Origin of the sequence: Anaerostipes sp. 494a (assembly GCF_001940315.1) — a bacterium.
GTDB classification, from domain to species: Bacteria; Bacillota; Clostridia; order Lachnospirales; family Lachnospiraceae; genus Anaerostipes; species Anaerostipes faecalis.
This window is the reverse complement of the sequence record NZ_MJIF01000001.1, coordinates 2170339-2189393: the sequence shown is the minus strand read 5'-3', so window position 1 is coordinate 2189393 and position 19055 is coordinate 2170339. Positions and strand designations below refer to the sequence as shown.

At 37.5% G+C, this 19055-nt stretch carries 16 protein-coding genes and 1 tRNA gene; 1 reads left to right on the top strand and 16 read right to left on the bottom strand.

The window, feature by feature from the left end:
• Positions 1-2 precede the first annotated feature (2 nt).
• From BHF70_RS11035 to lgt, 4 genes are all read right to left on the bottom strand, one after another.
• On the bottom strand, positions 3-482 hold the full coding sequence (locus tag BHF70_RS11035) for a septum formation initiator family protein (RefSeq protein ID WP_075760263.1): 480 nt from the start codon (positions 480-482) through the stop codon (positions 3-5).
• Positions 483-494: 12 nt separating this feature from the next.
• A complete protein-coding gene (rsmH, locus tag BHF70_RS11030) occupies positions 495-1433 on the bottom strand; it encodes a 16S rRNA (cytosine(1402)-N(4))-methyltransferase RsmH (protein WP_075760262.1) in 939 nt (312 codons plus the stop codon).
• Between the two features lie 8 nt (positions 1434-1441).
• Complete coding sequence (gene mraZ / locus BHF70_RS11025; protein ID WP_075760261.1) at positions 1442-1873, bottom strand: division/cell wall cluster transcriptional repressor MraZ; 432 nt, start codon at positions 1871-1873, stop codon at positions 1442-1444.
• Positions 1874-2175: 302 nt separating this feature from the next.
• The gene (lgt, locus tag BHF70_RS11020) at positions 2176-3072 is read right to left on the bottom strand and encodes a prolipoprotein diacylglyceryl transferase (protein WP_075760260.1); all 897 of its coding nucleotides are present in this window, start codon (positions 3070-3072) and stop codon (positions 2176-2178) included.
• Between the two features lie 132 nt (positions 3073-3204).
• Here lgt and ychF point away from each other — a divergent pair, with 132 nt between their 5' ends.
• Positions 3205-4296 (top strand): redox-regulated ATPase YchF, encoded by a 1092-nt coding sequence (gene ychF, locus BHF70_RS11015; RefSeq protein ID WP_075760259.1) that lies wholly within the window; start codon positions 3205-3207, stop codon positions 4294-4296.
• Between the two features lie 199 nt (positions 4297-4495).
• Here the strand turns inward: ychF and BHF70_RS11010 are convergent, their stop codons facing one another.
• The 12 genes from BHF70_RS11010 to BHF70_RS10955 all read right to left on the bottom strand — a co-directional run bounded on the left by BHF70_RS11010 (position 4496) and on the right by BHF70_RS10955 (position 18854).
• Positions 4496-6223, bottom strand: coding sequence for a class I mannose-6-phosphate isomerase (locus BHF70_RS11010; RefSeq protein WP_075760258.1), 1728 nt, complete (start codon positions 6221-6223; stop codon positions 4496-4498).
• 11 nt (positions 6224-6234) lie between these two features.
• Positions 6235-7011: a glucose-6-phosphate isomerase family protein gene (locus BHF70_RS11005; protein ID WP_075760593.1), complete on the bottom strand. Its 777-nt coding sequence runs from the start codon at positions 7009-7011 to the stop codon at positions 6235-6237.
• Between the two features lie 165 nt (positions 7012-7176).
• Complete coding sequence (locus BHF70_RS11000; RefSeq protein ID WP_075760257.1) at positions 7177-7908, bottom strand: GntR family transcriptional regulator; 732 nt, start codon at positions 7906-7908, stop codon at positions 7177-7179.
• A gap of 335 nt (positions 7909-8243) precedes the next feature.
• Positions 8244-9422, bottom strand: coding sequence for a phosphoribosylaminoimidazolecarboxamide formyltransferase (locus tag BHF70_RS10995; protein WP_075760256.1), 1179 nt, complete (start codon positions 9420-9422; stop codon positions 8244-8246).
• Positions 9423-9454: 32 nt separating this feature from the next.
• Positions 9455-10168 (bottom strand): IMP cyclohydrolase, encoded by a 714-nt coding sequence (locus BHF70_RS10990; protein ID WP_075760255.1) that lies wholly within the window; start codon positions 10166-10168, stop codon positions 9455-9457.
• A 121-nt stretch (positions 10169-10289) separates the two neighbouring features.
• On the bottom strand, positions 10290-11504 hold the full coding sequence (locus BHF70_RS10985) for an LL-diaminopimelate aminotransferase (RefSeq protein ID WP_075760254.1): 1215 nt from the start codon (positions 11502-11504) through the stop codon (positions 10290-10292).
• Between the two features lie 9 nt (positions 11505-11513).
• On the bottom strand, positions 11514-12077 hold the full coding sequence (locus tag BHF70_RS10980; RefSeq protein WP_334292853.1) for an ANTAR domain-containing response regulator: 564 nt from the start codon (positions 12075-12077) through the stop codon (positions 11514-11516).
• 26 nt (positions 12078-12103) lie between these two features.
• On the bottom strand, positions 12104-13435 hold the full coding sequence (glnA, locus tag BHF70_RS10975) for a type I glutamate--ammonia ligase (protein WP_075760252.1): 1332 nt from the start codon (positions 13433-13435) through the stop codon (positions 12104-12106).
• Positions 13436-13458: 23 nt separating this feature from the next.
• On the bottom strand, positions 13459-16659 hold the full coding sequence (gene carB / locus BHF70_RS10970; RefSeq protein ID WP_075760251.1) for a carbamoyl-phosphate synthase large subunit: 3201 nt from the start codon (positions 16657-16659) through the stop codon (positions 13459-13461).
• Positions 16652-17731 carry a carbamoyl phosphate synthase small subunit gene (locus BHF70_RS10965; RefSeq protein WP_075760250.1) on the bottom strand — a complete coding sequence of 360 codons (1080 nt, stop codon included), beginning with the start codon at positions 17729-17731 and terminating at the stop codon, positions 16652-16654. Before BHF70_RS10965 ends, carB begins: the two co-directional genes overlap by 8 nt.
• 330 nt (positions 17732-18061) lie before the next feature.
• On the bottom strand, positions 18062-18682 hold the full coding sequence (locus BHF70_RS10960; RefSeq protein WP_075760249.1) for an epoxyqueuosine reductase QueH: 621 nt from the start codon (positions 18680-18682) through the stop codon (positions 18062-18064).
• 98 nt (positions 18683-18780) lie between these two features.
• Positions 18781-18854, bottom strand: a tRNA-Pro gene (locus BHF70_RS10955).
• Positions 18855-19055 lie beyond the last annotated feature (201 nt).

Sequence of the window (19055 nt, the reverse complement as noted above, 5' to 3'; positions counted from 1 at the left end):
TCTTAGTTGGCATCCGGAATTTTCCCGTACTGACGTACATATTCCACATCCTGACTATCATAATGAATAATTTGTTTTGAATCTGGTTTCTTCATTCCGTAGCTTTTTGCTGCTGTTTCAATAGCATCTAAGTTGATACTTTGCTCAATTTCAAGATTTAAATCTTCATTTTCTGTCTGAAGAGTAGAAAGCTGTGCCTTTTTTTGTGCCAAGACTGTCCTCTGATTTAACAGTTTCGTTCTTTCAGATAGATAGAAGAAACTGACTCCAACAATAACAGCCAATGCCGCCAGCAGAGTGCGGATAAAGGCCATATCAAATTCCAGGGCCTTTTGCTGATTCTGTCGTGTTCTCGGAGTCGCCTTTGGTCTTGATACCGGCTTTCTTTTTCTCTGCGGTTCCCTATATGCCGGTTCAGGTTCTATTTTTCTTACGGTGTTTCCATATATTAAGTTGTAACGCTCTTGTCTTGATTTTTCCATAGACTACTCCCCTTAATGTGCTTTTTCAAATACTCTAAGCTTGGAACTTTTAGCTCTCTTATTCTCTTCTAGTTCTTTCTCTCCCGGAACAATTGGCTTTCTTGTAATCTGCTTTCCCTTTGAAACCTTTCCACAGACACATACCGGAAAATTCGGCGGGCATGTGCATGGATTTTCATTTTTCTTAAAGGCACGTTTTACAATTCGATCCTCTAAAGAGTGAAATGTGATGATACAAAGTCTCCCCCCCGGATTCAATAAATCAATCATTGCATCCAGACTGTCTTTCAACACATCCAGTTCTCTATTACATTCAATCCGAATCGCCTGAAAAGTTTTCTTTGCCGGATGTCCCCCTACAGCTCTGACTTTCATAGGAATGGCGCCCTTAATAATGTCTATTAATTCACCTGTAGTTTCCACAGGTTTTTCTTTTCTTTTGTTTACAATATGTTTTGCAATATTCTTTGCAAATTTCTCTTCCCCGTAATCTTTGATAATATGAAACAATTCCATTTCAGAATATTCATTAACAATATCACGGGCTGTAAGTTTCTGCCTTTGGTCCATTCGCATATCCAGCGGAACATCTTCCCTGTAGGTAAATCCTCTTTCCTTTTCATCCAACTGAAAAGAGGAAACCCCCAGATCAAGCAATATTCCATCTACACCTGTGATTCCAAGATTTTTTAAAACCTTAGGCATATTCACATAGTTATCTCTCACGATGGTAACCTTATCTCCAAATTCTTCAAGGCGTTTTGTACTGGCAGCAATAGCATCTGCATCCTGATCGATCCCAATGTAACGTCCCTTATCAGAAAGATGCCGGCATACTTCATAAGCATGTCCAGCTCCTCCAAGAGTTCCATCTACATAAATTCCATCCGGTTTGATATTAAGTTTTTCAATTGTCTCTTCCAATAATACGGAAATATGTTCAAATTCCATAAAAACCCCTAAATACTCAGACCTAAATCCTGCATGCTTGCTGCTATATCATCCATATCTTCATAAGAATTGTTTTCATTCCATTTATCCTTACTCCATATCTCGATACGATCCAGCATTCCTGTCAATACTACCTCTTTATTCATTCCTGCAAACTCCCGTAATGTTCCGGGTACAAGAATTCTTCCCTGCTTATCCAGTTCACAGGTACTGGCACCTGCCAAAAAGAATCTTGAAAATTTTCTGGCATCCTTGTTAATAAGTGGAAGGCTTCGCAATTTCTCCTCAAAAGCTTTCCATTCTTTTATAGGAAACACAAACAGGCACCCATCTAACCCCTTTGTAATTACAAATTCCTGACCTAAAGTTTCTCGAAACTTGGAAGGGATTATCAGCCTGCCTTTTGAGTCAATGGTGTGATTGTACTCTCCCATAAACATGGAATCACCTCTTAGTCTCAAATTACTCCACTTGGTAATATCAGATGACACCCGATTACACTCTTGTCCCACCTTTCACCACTTTATACCACTTATAGGTAATATTTTATATGATACCAGGTAAAAAATCAAGAAATAATCCACACTCAATTCTTAGTTTTTTCTTAGTTTATCAACATTTTTAGAAATCAATTCACTTATCCTATCTGAAGATGACTGACAGGTTGTTTTTCCGCATCAAAAAAAGACAGAAGTATCCACATTTTGCAGGATATTTCCGTCTTTTTACTTTCCTTAAATATCTATTTTTCTTTGCACTTTTTTAAATTTCTTCTCCTATATATGAAAAAGGCTACTCCTGCAACAACCATGACTGCAGCAACCATCTGTGAAATACGAATTCCTGTATTTCCTAGCATCAGTGAATCCGTACGAAGTCCTTCAATCCAGAATCGTCCAGCTCCATATCCTATTGCATATAATGCAATCAGTTCACCATCATTCTTTTTCCGTTTTGTGAACCATATAATAATCAGCAGTACTGCCAGGTTCCATAAAGCCTCATACAGAAAAGTCGGATGTACCTGAATAAAGGTATATATTTTCCCTCCTGTCTCCTGAAAAACGGCCTGATCATACAATCCTGATTCAATGATTTCTGATAAACGTCCATGTTCCATAAAGAAATCTGTTGGTATCTGCATGGCAAAGAGTCCATCTGTATAACGGCCAAATGCTTCACGATTAAAGAAATTTCCCCATCTTCCTAAAATCTGTCCCACTAATAATCCTTTTATTAAAATATCCCCGAACTTTAACATGGAAACTTTCCGGACTTTGCAAAAAATATATAATGTAAGCACTGCCGCAAAAATCCCTCCGTAGATTGCCAGTCCTCCATTTCGAATCTGAATAATTTCATTTAAATGATCTTTATAATAATCCCAGGAAAAAACCACATAATACAATCTTGCTCCTGCAATTGCAGGAATTACCATACAAATAAGATAGTCAAATACCATTTCCGGATCAAAATCTTCTGTATGCTTTGCAGCATAATATGCCACTAAAAGTCCAAACAAAAATCCCATGGCAATCATAATCCCGTAATATTTTATTTCAAATCCACCTATTGTAAATCCATCTCCAACACTTTTTAACAGAATCCCCAAATGAGGAAATCGAATCTCATGTTCCATTCTGATACCCTTTCTCTTTAATCTGTTTTCATTTTCCTAAGATTAATATCTTAATCTATTTTTCTTTTCTTTTCAAGTTCCTTGTGATAGACTATTAACTGAATAAATGTGTAAATAAGGAAGGAAGAAATTATGAAATTAGGAATTGTTGGACTGCCAAATGTCGGAAAAAGTACTCTATTTAATTCCCTGACTAAGGCAGGGGCTGAATCAGCCAATTATCCATTTTGTACAATCGATCCAAACGTTGGAATCGTTACGGTTCCAGACACACGTGTTGATCATTTAGCTGATATGTATCATTCAAAAAAAGTCATTCCTGCAGCAATTGAATTTGTTGATATTGCAGGTCTGGTAAAAGGTGCTTCCAAGGGAGAAGGTCTGGGAAACCAGTTTCTTGCCAACATCCGTGAAGTAGATGCCATAGTACATGTTGTCCGTTGTTTCGATGACGGGAATATTGTCCACGTGGATGGCTCTGTAAATCCTTTACGTGATATTGAAACCATTAACTTTGAATTGATTTTCTCTGATATTGAGGTTCTTGACCGAAGAATCGCAAAATCTACCAGAGGTGCAAGAAACGATAAAACCCTTGCCCATGAAGTAGAATTTCTGGAAAAAGTGAAAGCTCATCTGGAAGACGGTAAACTGGCTAAGACATTTGAAACAGAAGATGAAGATGAACAAGAAATTTTAAACTCCTGTAATCTTCTTACGATCAAACCTGTTATCTTTGCTGCAAATGTAAATGAAGATGAATTAGGTCAGGAAGACAATGATTATGTAAAAGCAGTACGTAAATATGCAGATGATGTAGATGCAAAGGTATTTGTTGTATGTGCCCAGATTGAACAGGAAATTGCCGAACTTGACGATGACGAAAAGAAAGAATTCCTGGATGATCTTGGTCTCGAAGAATCCGGTCTTGAAAAACTGATTTCTGCCAGCTATTCTCTTTTGGGATTAATCAGTTTCCTTACTTCAGGCGAAGATGAAACCCGTGCCTGGACAATCAAAAAAGGAACCAAAGCTCCTCAGGCAGCTGGTAAGATTCATACTGACTTCGAGCGTGGATTTATCTGTGCTGAAGTGGTTTCTTATGATGATCTGATTGAATATGGCAGTATGACTGCATGCAAAGAAAAAGGACTGGTAAGACAGGAAGGAAAAGAATATGTAGTTAAAGACGGTGATATTATCGTATTCCGTTTCAATGTATAACTACGCAAAGTTCCCCGTGCACGGCTTCCGCGCTTCGCTTGTGCAGATTGATGCACGGAGGAAATTTGCTCCGCTTTGTGTACCGATGTGCTGCAGTTTTGGCTGCTTTCCTTTGCACATGGTATGCATTTTGGCGGAGCATTTTTATTTCATTCTCCCGATATTTAAGAAAAGACCAAATACCAGGATTTTTTCTCTTTTATCTTACAAATGCCTGAATCAATCCTAATTTCTTCTTATCTGTATTTCCTACAGGTGTAATTTTATATTTTTTCAGCTGTGCCGGAATAATAAATGTCTCTCCATAATGTACTTCATATGGTTCAAAACTTCCATCCACACTTTCTACAATAGCTGTATCACCTTCTATCAGATTCAGCATGTTGACACTTTCTTTTGTATCAAGTTCAACAGTCTCTTCAAACCAGTGACGTCTTGTCTCAATAAATTCCAGCTCATGAAGTCCTGTACGTTCTTCCTTGTAACTATCTGTTTCCTGTAATGTCTGTACATTATTTATCAGATTTTCCTTTACCCAATCTGTTTTTCTCTCCAATAAAATATTTTCTTTTCCATGATTGATATGTACCGGTCTCGGTCTTCCATCTAAACCAATACGTCCCCAATCCCACAGCTTAAATGTGAAAATATATGGTGTTGCACTAATTTCCAGCACCACCACATTGGAACCTCCACAGTGAACGGTTCCTGCCGGAATCAGGAAATGGTCATGTTTTTTCGCTGGAAAGCAATTCACATATTTTTCATCTGGAAATCTATAATCTTCTTCCTGAGCTTTTTCTAAATCTCCAACCATATCATCTAACCGGATTCCTTCTTTTACACCAAGATACACCGTTGCATCTTCTTTTGCATCTAAAATATAATAGCTTTCATCCTGTGTATAATGCATTCCAAATTTATCCTGAATATATTCCGTCAATGGATGCACCTGAAGGCTCAAGTTTCCTCCTTCCATGGTGTCCAGGTAGTCAAATCGAATCGGAAATTCTTTTCCAAATCGACTGTGTACCTTTGGCCCAAGAAGCTCATTTGGATACTGATGAATTACATTCAAAGAAGGAACTTCCACTCTCACATCCCCATATCGCAGGTAAAGACTGTTTTCTTCTGGCACTCCATCAAATGCCCATCCAAAATTATCTGCTTCAGGATCCAAATTAAATTTTTCTTTCATCCACTGACCGCCCCATACACTGGCATCGAAATATGGAACCACTCGGAACGGCTGCTCTACCGTTAGGGATAAACCATAACGATAATCATCTCCTGATACCATTTTAGGATCATTTACCACATTTGTATCTAATAAAAAGTCAATTTGTGAATGAAGTTTATCTTTCAGGCGATCACACATTCTCCATTCAAAGAAATATCCTCTTTTATTTTTCTTTAGCGCATCTTCTTCTGAATTAGAAACTTTCCAATTGGTCCCACCTGAACGATATCTGCACTGGCATTCCCATCTTGCAAGATCTGCATAAATCAGAATATCCGGTTCTGTTACTAAAGAAGCACCTGTTCCATAAATAACAACCAGTCCTTTTGCCTCTTTTACTTTTGATTCCGCCTGTTTCAATGCATTCTCATCATAAAATTCATCTAACGTCTGATGAGACATCACTCCAAACACACGATCATCGGTCAAATTTCTTTTTACCATTTTGGTAATGATATCCCCGTCAAATGCCAGGTCATCAGCAAAAATTTCTAATTCCGGCTGTAATGTATCTACTAAGTTTTCTTTAATTTCCTGATTATTAACTCCTATATAACTTTCAATTGCAATAATTGTTTTTTCTTTCTGAATACTCTTTTTTATTTCCTCTGCAATCTGCTCATACCCTCTCCATGCACCTTGAAATTTCGGAACTTTAATTTCAGGATATAAATCATATTTTGCCATAGTCATCCTCCTTAAGGCTGATAATTTTTCCAAATGTTATCATATTTCTGCGGTTGTGTTACAAATTCAAACATATCTTTATTCTTTTGAAATTGAGTGTAAATTGGCTCATTTGTCTTAATAGAAAATTCCTCATAAATTCTTGCATCTTGCTCAATTAAATTTGCTTTCTGATATGCCGGATTCATTGTCCAAACTAATTTTTCATTTTTGAATTTCGGGAAAAATGCAATGCCATTATGCTCTCTGACATCATCATAATCAAATCCGTAGTCTCTGACACACCATGCACCAAATGTCATCTGTTCATCCGGCTTTGCATTGACAGTTGCATGTACCCAGTACGGCGGTACAATAACTACTTCCCCTGCTTTGGCATGGACTGCATAGCAATTTCCTGCATCGTCTTTTCCAGATTCCTGCATGTAAATAACTGCTTCTCCTTCCCAGATTTCATAAACCTCCGGTGTAGAACTCTGACATGATGGACTTATCGCATGAATATGTCCCTGAGAACGAACTGGTCCGTCTCCAATTTTTCCTTTGGCATATGTTACAACTCCAAACAGCAGATTTCTTTTTTCAATTTCCTCTCGGTCTTTTTCCATGCCCACATCCATGGAAATACAATATAATTCTTCCGGACCATCACAATCTGGATTTTCCAATGATTTACGAATATCTTCTAATGTCCGAATTTCCGGAACCGGACCGAATACATTCTCTCCATATACAAAATCCAGAGGATTAGCCTTTGCTGAAATTTCTATTCCTGGATAATACTTCATAACTCCTCCTATTTTCTCTGCTGTATGATAAATGTTTTTTCTTCCTGAAATTTTATATTGTTCGAATGTTGTAACAATATATCTTATTTTAAAAGAGCACATTTTTTAGTGCTCTTTTAAGTTGTTATAACATTTATATAAACTATGAAAAACCTTTTGTCAACACTATTTTTTAAGTTCTATATAATATGCATATCGATCTCCTCGATAATACCCTATTGTATATTCTACAACTTCACTATTTATATCATGTGCAATTCGAATCCTACGAAGCACCGGCTGTCCTATTTCAATATTCAGCTTCCTGCGAATATCTTCATTTGGTATCATACAGTCAAATTTTTCTGTGACACGGACCGGCTCACATCCTTTACCTTCTAAAATTTCATAAAGACTTCCCATATAAAAATTATCATTCAACGGAAGATTTAGCTTTAATGATAAATATGTATGAAAATCAACAATCGGAATTCCATCTCCTGTACGAATACGTTCTAGACGATAAACCGGAACTCCTTCTTCCACTTGAAAAATCTCTGCCAAATGCTGATCCGCCTTCTCAATGGATATATGTGCAGATTTTGTACCAGGCTGCATATTTTTCTCCAGCATTTCATTGGTAAAACTCCGAATTGATGTTAAATATTCTTCAATCTGTTTCTGGTATGTGACCATTGTTCCCTTCCCTCTGGCCCGCTGTACCATACCATCTTTTTCTAATTCCTGAATCGCCTGTCTTGCAGTGATTCGGCTGACATCAAATATTTTCTGAAGTTCAGTCTCACTTGGAATATAATCACCATATTCATATTCTTTTTTTATTATTTTTTCTTTTAAAATAGCACTGATCTGCAAATACAGCGGAACAGCACCTCTCGACATATCTAGTTTTTTCACAATAGTTTTGATTCTCCTTGATACTTTCTTCTTTTTTCAAGACTCGCTCGCGAGTCTTGGCACGGAATTCGGGTCTGCATAGCAGACATACTTCCAATCCGAATTCCTGCGCATCCTCGCGGAGCGTATATCAGATGGGGGATTGAAACCCGCCACTGATACATAATTGTTGCTCACCGCCTACAGAGGCGGGAGTCATCCCTCATCTGATATATTTCCATATTGTTATAACAATATGTTAACTTCTTTTTAAAACTATGTCAACTAAAAAAGGATATCTAAGTTTTACTTAAATATCCTTTTCATATAGTATAGTTTTTCTGAGCGTTTTTATTTTAGTGATGGAATAAACGAATACCTGTAAATGCCATTACCATATTATATTTGTTGCAGCAATCAATAACTGCATCATCTCTTACAGATCCTCCCGGCTGTGCAATATATTTGACCCCGCTCTTCTGAGCTCTTTCAATATTGTCAAAGAATGGGAAAAATGCATCGGAACCAAGAGTTACATCTGTCAGTTTATCAAGCCATGCTCTTTTTTCTTCTTTTGTGAACACTTCCGGTTTTTCCTTAAATGTTCTCTGCCATGCACCATCTGCCAGAACATCCATGTATTCATCTCCGATATACAGATCAATGGCATTATCTCTGTCTGCACGACGGATATTGTCAAGGAATGGAAGTTCCATTACTTTTGGACACTGTCTTAACCACCAATTATCTGCTTTTTGTCCTGCCAGACGAGTACAGTGAACGCGAGACTGCTGTCCTGCACCAATTCCGATAGCCTGTCCATCTTTTACGAAGCATACAGAATTAGACTGGGTATATTTTAATGTGATCAGAGAAATCTTCAGATCAATCAATGCCTGTTCCGGAAGATCTTTATTTTCTGTTACGATATTAGATAATAATTCATCATCAATTGGAAGTTCCTGTCTTCCCTGTTCAAAAGTAACTCCAAATACCTGTTTATGTTCCAATGGAGCTGGTCTGTATTCAGGATCGATTTTGATAATATTGTAATTACCGTTCTTTTTCTGCATTAACAGTTCAATCGCTTCATCTGTATATCCGGGAGCAATGACACCATCTGAAACTTCTCTTTTGATCAGTCGGGCTGTATCTGCATCACAAACATCAGATAAAGCAATGAAGTCTCCAAAAGATGACATTCTGTCAGCACCTCTTGCTCTTGCGTATGCACATGCCAGAGGAGATAATTCTCCCAGGTCATCAACCCAGTAAATCTTTCTTAATGTTTCTGACATAGGAAGTCCCACAGAAGCTCCTGCCGGAGAAACATGTTTAAAAGAAGTTGCCGCTGGAAGTCCTGTGGCCTGTTTCAGTTCACTGACAAGCTGCCATCCATTAAACGCATCCAGGAAATTAATATAGCCCGGTCTTCCATTTACCACTTCTATTGGAAGATCACTTCCGTCTGCCATATAAATTCTGGAAGGTTTCTGGTTTGGATTACATCCATACTTTAATTCTAATTCTTTCATTTTCTTCTCCTTTTATCTCTGCTTTTACATTCTTATTTGTTCTTATTAATGATTCTTGTTTCATATTCACCTGTTGCAATATCAATAAATCTTACAAACAAAGATACTTTATTTTCTTCATTAAGGCTTTCCCATACATTTTCAGTAAAAGCATCAATATCATTTGGGATTCCTACCAGCTTTGGTTCTCCTTCAAAACTTGGAAGAGGATTACCATCATGCATATATGTGTGGATAAAATGTCCCTCTCCTGCCACTGGATTTTCATAAGTAAATGTATAGCGGTTGCAGCTGTCCGGATTACCATTATTACTCTTTAAAATGGACATTGCATAATGATAAGTTCCATCTTCCACCTGCATGATTCCTGAAATTCTTGGTGTATAATTAGGTCCATCTGGTTCAAATTCACGACTTCTTAAAGACTGTTCAAATGTGAGCCCCTGCTCCATTCCATCATAAACTGTATCTGTCTGGTCTCCATTAGTTACAATGGTCTTATTTCCAATAACTCTTACAGGTGCATAAATAATCAGGCTTGGATCTGTTAATTTTGATTCATCAAATGCCTGTGTACGTATACCTTCTCCTTCTTCTACAAATACTCGGTTTCTACTGTTTTCACTACGTCCCATAATAAAGTATGCAGTTGCTGCCTTGGTTCCATCTTCAGTCTTACCAATAACAATTCCACGTCCAGGGTAAGCATTTCCCTTTAATTCCTGCTCCAGTGATAACATTTTCATCGACATTTTCTCCTTTTTTCTATCTTTTTTCTATATCCTGTTTAGATATTTTACCATACCTTTTATTTAAAGAAAAGATAAAGCGGACAAAGTCCGCTTTATTATTTCATGTTAAAACTATCTACAGATTCTTGATACGTTCCATAGCAGCTACTGTATTTTCGTAGCTTCCGAAAGCTGTTAGTCTAAAATATCCTTCTCCACTTGGTCCAAATCCTGATCCAGGTGTTCCTACTACATTTGCATTTGCAAGAAGATAATCAAAGAACTCCCATGAACTCATCTGATCTGGTGTCTTCAGCCAGATATATGGAGCATTCACCCCTCCTGATACTGTGTACCCTGCATTTTTTAATCCTTCATAGATTACTTTTGCATTGTTCATATAATATCCAACCTGTTCTTTCAACTGAGCTTTTCCAGCCTCAGAATATACAGCTTCTCCTGCTTTCTGTACAATATATGGAGCTCCGTTATATTTGGTTCCATGTCTTCTTGCCCATAATGCATGCAACTGGACATCACCACATTTCAGATCTTTTGGAATTACAGTATATCCAAGACGAACCCCTGTAAATCCTGCATTTTTAGAAAAACTCTTTAATTCGATAGCGCAGGTTCTAGCACCTTCACATTCATAAATTGTATGAGCAACATTATCTTCAGAAATATATGCTTCATATGCTGCATCATAAATAATAACAGCTCCGTTTTTATTTGCATAATCAACCCATCCCTGAAGCTGATCTTTTGTAATAGTTGCTCCAGTCGGATTATTTGGGAAGCACAGATAAATAATGTCCGGTACTTCATCTGGAAAATCTGGAGCAAAGTTATTGTCTGCTGTACATGGCATGTAGATCACATCACTCCAGGTTTCAGCCTTAGGATCATATGTACCGGTTCTTCCAGCCATAACATTTGTATCTACATACACTGGGTAAACCGGATCACATACAGCAATTTTATTATCCTGTGCAAAAATTTCCTGGATATTTCCTGAATCACATTTTGCTCCATCACTTACAAAAATTTCGTCTGCAGCAATATCTGCTCCTCGATCAGCATAATCATTTTTAGCAATAGCATTGCGAAGGAATTCATATCCCAGGTCTGGAGCATATCCATGAAATGTTTCAGCATGTGCCATCTCATCCACCGCACCGTGAAGTGCATCAATGATAGATGGTGCTAAAGGCTGTGTAACATCTCCAATTCCAAGGCGGATAATATCTTTATCCGGATTAGCTTCTGAATATGCATTTACCTTTTTTGCAATTGTTGAAAATAAATAGCTTCCAGGCAGTTTCAAATAGTTGTCATTAATCTTAAACATAGTCTCCTCCTAATTTTGATACGTAAATGATTCTTTAATCATTTTTGCCATTTCAATTAATCCCACACCACTGTTCATACTTCTCTGTTGAATATAACAGTGGGCTTCCTCTTCTGTAATTCGGTTATTTTCCATCAGCAGTTCTTTTACTTCATCTAATAATTCCAGTTCTTCTCTTGTCCGTTGCTTTGGTCTGCGCTTTTTTTTCTTCTGTATATTTGAAATATCACTTACGATATTTCTCACTTCATTTACAAGATCATGTGCCTTTAACGGCATTGGAAGACATGAAACATTATCCGACACACAATCTTCTAGATATGCCTGAGAGGCAAGTAGCAGCATATGTATATCTTTTGGCAGATATTCTCTTAGTTCACTGTACATCATATCTGTATACTTATATCCACATACAACCAAACCGTCATCCAATCCTTCCATACGCTGAATGACCTGCGAACCTGTAACGCAAACACCAATAACTTCAAAGCCGCTACGTACCAGCAAATTTCTTATATTTCTGGCAAATTCCTGTTTTGGAAACAGAACGATGACGTTAACCAAGCCTCTCACCTCCTTGCATCCAACACTTTAAGGAACTAAATCTTATATAAATACTCATCTATTTCCCATTGTGATACAACTTTCTGGTAAGATTCCCATTCTGCTGTTTTTGCCTCTATATATTTATTAAAAATATGTTCTCCAAGGACCTCCTTCATATAATCGCTTTGTTTAAAGATTTCCAGCGATTCTTTCATATCTCTTGGCAACACCATAATTCCTGCTTTTTCCTTATCACCTTCATTCATTTCATACTGATTTCCTGAAGATCCTTTTCCAGGAGTCAGTTTTCTTCGAATTCCATCAAGACCGGCCGCCAGGCTGACTGCCAGTGCAAGATATGGATTTGCTGCAGAATCAGGGCTTCTGAATTCAATTCTGGTACCGATTCCTCTGGCAGCAGGAACACGAATCAACGGACTTCTGTTGGATGGTGACCATGAAACATCAACTGGTGCTTCATATCCCGGTACGATTCGTTTATAAGAATTAACCAATGGATTGGTAATCAGTGACATTTCTCTTGCATGAGCCATTACCCCCGCAATAAAATGAAATGCCTCATCACTGATTCCAATGGTATTCTTTGAATCTGAGAAAATATTCTTGCCATCTTTCCACAAAGACATATTAAGATGCATTCCTGAACCATCTACTCCGGTAATCGGTTTTGGCATAAAGCTTGCATACAGTCCATGTCTCTTTGCAATATATTTTACAACAAATTTAAATGTAAGAATGTTATCTGCCGTTCTTAACGCATTATCATATTTAAAATCAATTTCATGCTGTGCTGGTGCAACCTCATGATGAGATGCCTCGATTTCAAATCCCATATCTTCGAGATTTAAAATCATATCTCTTCGTGCACTTTCACCTAAATCCAATGGGGCCACGTCAAAATATCCGGCTTTTTCATGGGTCAGCGTTGTTGGACGACCTTCTTCATCCGTATGGAATAAGAAAAACTCACATTCCGGTCCTACATTAAACTTATATCCCATACTTTTACATTCTCTGATGACCTTCTTTAAAATATGTCTGGGATCTCCTGCAAAAGGCAGACCATTTGGTCCATAAACATCACAGATTAATCGGGCAACGCGATTTCCTCCTGCATTCCAAGGAAAAATTACAAAGCTATCCAGATCCGGATAAAGATACATATCAGATTCCTCGATTCTTACAAAACCATCAACCGAAGAACCATCAAATGTACATTTATTATCCAAAGCCTTTTCCAGCTGGCGTGCAGTAATTGCAACATTTTTCATTGTTCCAAACAAATCAGAAAATTGCAATCTGATAAACTGAACATCATTCTCTCTAACCAAGTCAATGATATCCTGTTTAGTATATCGACCCATAACATCACTCCTCTTTCATCTCATTAAATATTCGCTATGTCAACAACAGTCAATTGATCTCGATTGCCTGTCTCCAAACTAGTCAGTAGAGCATCTGCCGTATCCAGACTGGTCAGACAGGTAACTCCTGTCTCAATCGCATAACGGCGAATCAGGAATCCATCCTTGCTTCGACCGACACCCTGAGAAGGTGTATCGATGACTAAGTCAATTTTATCATCTAAAATCAAGTCTAGCAAGTTCGGAGATGGTTCTTCCAACTTATTTATTGGTTTTGCAGCTACCCCTGCTTCATTTAACACTCTGCATGTGCTTTTTGTAGAGTAAATTTCATAACCTAATGATATAAATCTTCTTCCAATGTCTACTGCGTCAATCTTGTCAGAATCTTTTACTGTAAGAATCATTTTCTTATATTTTGGAAGATTTACTCCTGCTCCCAGGAATGCTTTATATAATGCTTCATGATAATTCTTTGAAATTCCAAGGCACTCACCTGTAGATTTCATTTCCGGTCCAAGACTGACTTCTGCCCCTCTTAATTTTTCAAATGAGAATACCGGTTTTTTAACTGCATAATATTCAGATTCCGGCTGAAGTCCAGGTTCATATCCCAGATCTTTGATTTTAGCACCTGTAATTACCTTGGCAGCCAAAGCGACGATTGGAATACCTGTTACTTTACTGATATATGGCACTGTACGGCTGGAACGAGGATTTACCTCAATGACATAAACTTCTCCATCAGCTACAATAAACTGAATATTAATCAGTCCGATAACATGTAGAGATTTTGCCAGCTTCCTTGTATATTCTGCAATGACACGTTTAATCTTATCACTTAAACTTAAAGATGGATATACAGAAATACTATCTCCGGAATGAATTCCTGCACGCTCCACATGTTCCATGATTCCAGGAATCAGAATATCTGTCCCATCACATACAGCATCAACTTCCACTTCTTTACCAACCAGATATTTATCGATCAGAATCGGATGTTCCTGTTCATATCGATTGATAATCTCCATAAATGCCTCAATATCTTCGTCAGAAACTGCAATCTGCATTCCCTGTCCTCCAAGTACATAAGATGGACGGACTAATACCGGATATCCCAGTTTATGCGCTACTTCAATTGCTTCTTCACATGTAAATACTGTTGTTCCTTTCGGTCTTGGAATACAGCATTCTTCCAGAATCTCATCAAACAGCTCTCTGTCTTCTGCTGCATCTACATTTTCTGCACTGGTTCCAAGAATTGGAACTCCCATCTTCATCAATGCTTCTGTCAGTTTAATTGCTGTCTGTCCTCCAAACTGTACAACTGCACCATCTGGTTTTTCCAAATCAACAATACTTTCCACATCCTCTGCTGTTAATGGTTCAAAATACAATTTATCTGCCACATCAAAGTCTGTTGAAACAGTTTCCGGATTATTGTTTACAATAATTGTTTCGTATCCTTCTTTGCTTAATGCCCAGACACTGTGTACAGAACAGTAATCAAACTCGATTCCCTGTCCGATTCTAATCGGACCTGAACCCAGTACCATAACTTTTTTCTTACCAGATGTTTCCTCCACTTCATTTTCACTTCCAAAGCATGAATAATAATATGGAGTCGCTGCATCAAACTCTGCTGCACAGGTATCTACCATCTTGTAAGCAGCATGGATTCCAAGTTCGTTTCTCAGATTTTTGATATCTTTTTCTGTTTTTCCAGTTAACTGTCCAATAACTTTATCCGGGAATTCCAGACGCTTAGCCTCCATCAGAAGATCATAATCAAGATTTTCTGCTTCAGACAGTTTCTTTTCCATTTCAACCAGAATTGCAATCTTATCAAGGAACCAGCGATCGATTTTGGTAATATTGAAAATAGTATCATAATCCACACCACGGCGGATAGCTTCTGCAATAACATAAATTCTCAGATCATCAATTTTTTCCAGCTCTTTCATCAATTCATCATCTGTCAGCTGGTCATAATTTCCAAAAATCAGACTGTCCACATGCTGTTCCAGAGAACGGATTGCTTTCATTAAAGCCCCTTCAAAGCTGGTACCGATACTCATTACTTCTCCGGTAGCTTTCATCTGGGTTGTTAACGTACGTTTTGCATGAATAAATTTGTCAAATGGCAATCTTGGCATTTTAACAACACAGTAGTCAAGCATTGGTTCAAAACTTGCAAATGTTTTCTTTGTAACTGCATTTTCTATTTCATCCAGTGTATATCCAATGGCAATCTTTGCTGTAACTTTTGCGATTGGATATCCTGTTGCTTTTGATGCCAGTGCTGAAGAACGGCTGACACGAGGATTTACCTCAATAACACAATATTCAAAACTGTCAGGATTTAATGCATACTGAACGTTACATCCACCATGTACATCCAGCTCAGTTATAATATTTAATGCTGATGTACGCAGCATCTGATATTCTTTATCTCCTAAAGTCTGTGAAGGTGCAACAACGATACTATCTCCTGTATGAACTCCTACAGGGTCGATATTTTCCATATTACAGATTGTAATACATGTTCCATTTTCATCACGCATTACTTCATATTCGATTTCTTTCCATCCACCAATGTAACGCTCTACCAGAACTTCTCCAACACGGCTTAATCGAAGTCCGTTTTCCAGAATTGTTTCCAGTTCTTCCTGATTGTGGGCGATTCCTCCACCACTTCCTCCAAGAGTATATGCCGGACGAAGTACTGCCGGATACCCGATTTCTTTTGCAAATTCCACACCATCCTCAATGGTTGTAACAACTTTACCTGCTGCAATTGGTTCCCCTATTTTTTCCATTGTATTCTGGAATTCCTGACGGTCTTCCGCTTTTTTAATGGTCATTGGAGATGTACCGATCAGTTTTACACCACTTTTTTCCAGATATCCACTTTCCACCAGTTCCATGGCAAGATTCAATGCTGCCTGACCACCAAGAGTTGGAAGAATACTGTCTGGTTTTTCTTTCTCAATAATTTTTTCAATAACAGGAGCTGTTAATGGTTCAATATAAACTTTATCTGCGATATCTTTATCTGTCATAATTGTGGCAGGATTGGAGTTTACAAGAACAACTTCAATTCCCTCTTCCTGAAGGGCACGGCATGCCTGTGTTCCTGCATAATCAAATTCTGCCGCCTGCCCGATGACAATTGGACCTGATCCAATGACAAGTACTTTTTTTATATCTTCTCTTTTAGGCATTTTGAGCTCCTTTCATCATATCCATAAATTCATCAAATAAATATGCTGTATCCTGAGGGCCTGGACAAGCTTCAGGATGAAACTGTACCGTACGGATATTTTTATTTTTATATCTTAATCCCTCTACGGATTTATCATTTACATTAACAAAGGAAATTTCTGCTACATCCTCTGCAATAGTATCTTCTTCAATTACATATCCATGATTCTGTGAAGAAATATAAACTCTTCCGGTTGACAGGTCTTTTACCGGATGATTTCCTCCACGATGTCCCCAACGCATTTTTGTTGTATCTGCACCTGTTGCAAGTGCCATCAGCTGATGTCCCAGACAAATTGCAAAAATAGGAACATCACTTTCATATAATTTTTTCAATTCTTCGATTACTGTTACACATTCCTTTGGATCCCCTGGTCCGTTTGAAAGCATGATTCCGTCAGGATGATCTGCCAGGATTTCTTCTGCTGTAGTAAAAGCAGGATAAACAGTTACATCACATCCTCTTTTTGTTAAGGAATTGATGATGTTGGTTTTTGTTCCAAGATCCAGTAATGCAACCTTATGTCCTTCTCCTGGAAAATGTTCTTTTTCCTGTCTTGTTACGGTTTTTACAGCATCTGTTACTCTATATGCTTTCAGTTTTGGAAGTATTTCATCCAGATTATAATCAGGATTGGTAGTAATCATACCACCCATACAGCCATGTTCTCTTAAAATCTTTGTAATGGCTCTGGTATCTACACCACATATTCCCGGAATACCATTTTTAATAAGGTAATCTTCCAGATCTTCTTCTCTTCGGAAATTACTGGAAGTTCTTGAAATTTCTCTAACGATAAAGGCAGAATGCCAAGGATGCTCTGATTCTACATCTTCCAGACAAACACCATAATTACCAATCAAAGGGTAAGTCATTACAACCCCCTGTCCCTGATAAGACGGATCTGTCAATACTTCCAAATACCCTGTCATAGAAGTATTAAAAACGACCTCACATATGACTTCACATTGTGCCCCAAAGCTTTTCCCTTTGAATACATGTCCGTCTTCTAAAATTAAAAATGCGTTCATGAAAATTTCCTCCTGTTTTTTCTATTTGACCTTTAAGCCCCTGCTTGAATATTTTACGCATCCTGCATGGAGTACTTTTATTATATATGAAATCCAAAAGATTTTGTCATATAAAATAAAAAAAAGAAATATTCCTAAAATAAAAATCACGAACCCAGGTACTGGACATGTGCATTCCAATACCTTCTCTTCTATTATTTTAGAAATATTTCCTCATAAATTGTAAAAATTTTATCATAATTCAACAAATTATGCAAGACCTTTTTTTTATCAAATTATTTCCAGATACTATTTACTACTTTTCCCATAATATTGCTGTTATATTCAATATTATAGATCATGCATTTCATTTACATTTTTAGAAAAAACACATCCACAGAAATTCTGTCGATAAAGAGAATATTCTTTAGATAATGTAATCGATCTTTGATATCCGCCTTTCTTTTTAAAATCCGATGGCAGAAATCTAATACCATATTTTTCTTCTGCTTTCTGTCCCAGTTCATTCAACCACTGAGCATTTTTTAACGGGCTGATAGTAAGTGTTGTAGTAAAGTAATCAAATTTCTTCTGTGCCGCCAGCCTTGCTGTTTCTTCAAGTCTCAGGCGATAACACAGATAGCATCTGGCACCTCCTTCTGGTTCTTTTTCATATCCTTTTACAGTCTGATAAAATACTTCCGGATCATATCCTCCATCTATTACTGAAATATCTTTAAATCTCATTTCCTTAATCAGCCGCTGCTGTTCTGCCACTCTCTTTTCGTATTCTTCTCTGGAGTTAATATTAGGATTATAATAAAACACTGTAATCTGAAAATATTTTTCCAGATACTCCAGTACATAACTGCTGCATGGAGCACAACAGCTGTGTAACAGGAGGCCTGGTCGTTCATCTGCCAAATTATTTAAAACCTTATCCAGTTCTTTCTGATAATTAATCTTATTCATATTGTTTTCCTTTGCTATCAACAGTATCCATATACAACAGTTTTAACTGCTTCCCTAGTAAAATAAAAACACCGACAGCTCCTGCCGATGTTTCATAATCGGGGCGACAGGATTTGAACCTGCGACCTCGTAGTCCCGAACCACGCGCTCTACCAAGCTGAGCCACGCCCCGTACTTTTACTATTATATCCCTATTCAATTCCATATGTAAAGGGAAAAATAATATTGTTTTATACTATTTACATAATTAGCAATACATAAAAATCTCATTTTTCATTTTTCTTACATAACATTAACAAATATTTTCTTTGTTTTTTTTACTTTTTTCACGTAACATATACATATGAATGGACCAATCAATATATGGAGACAG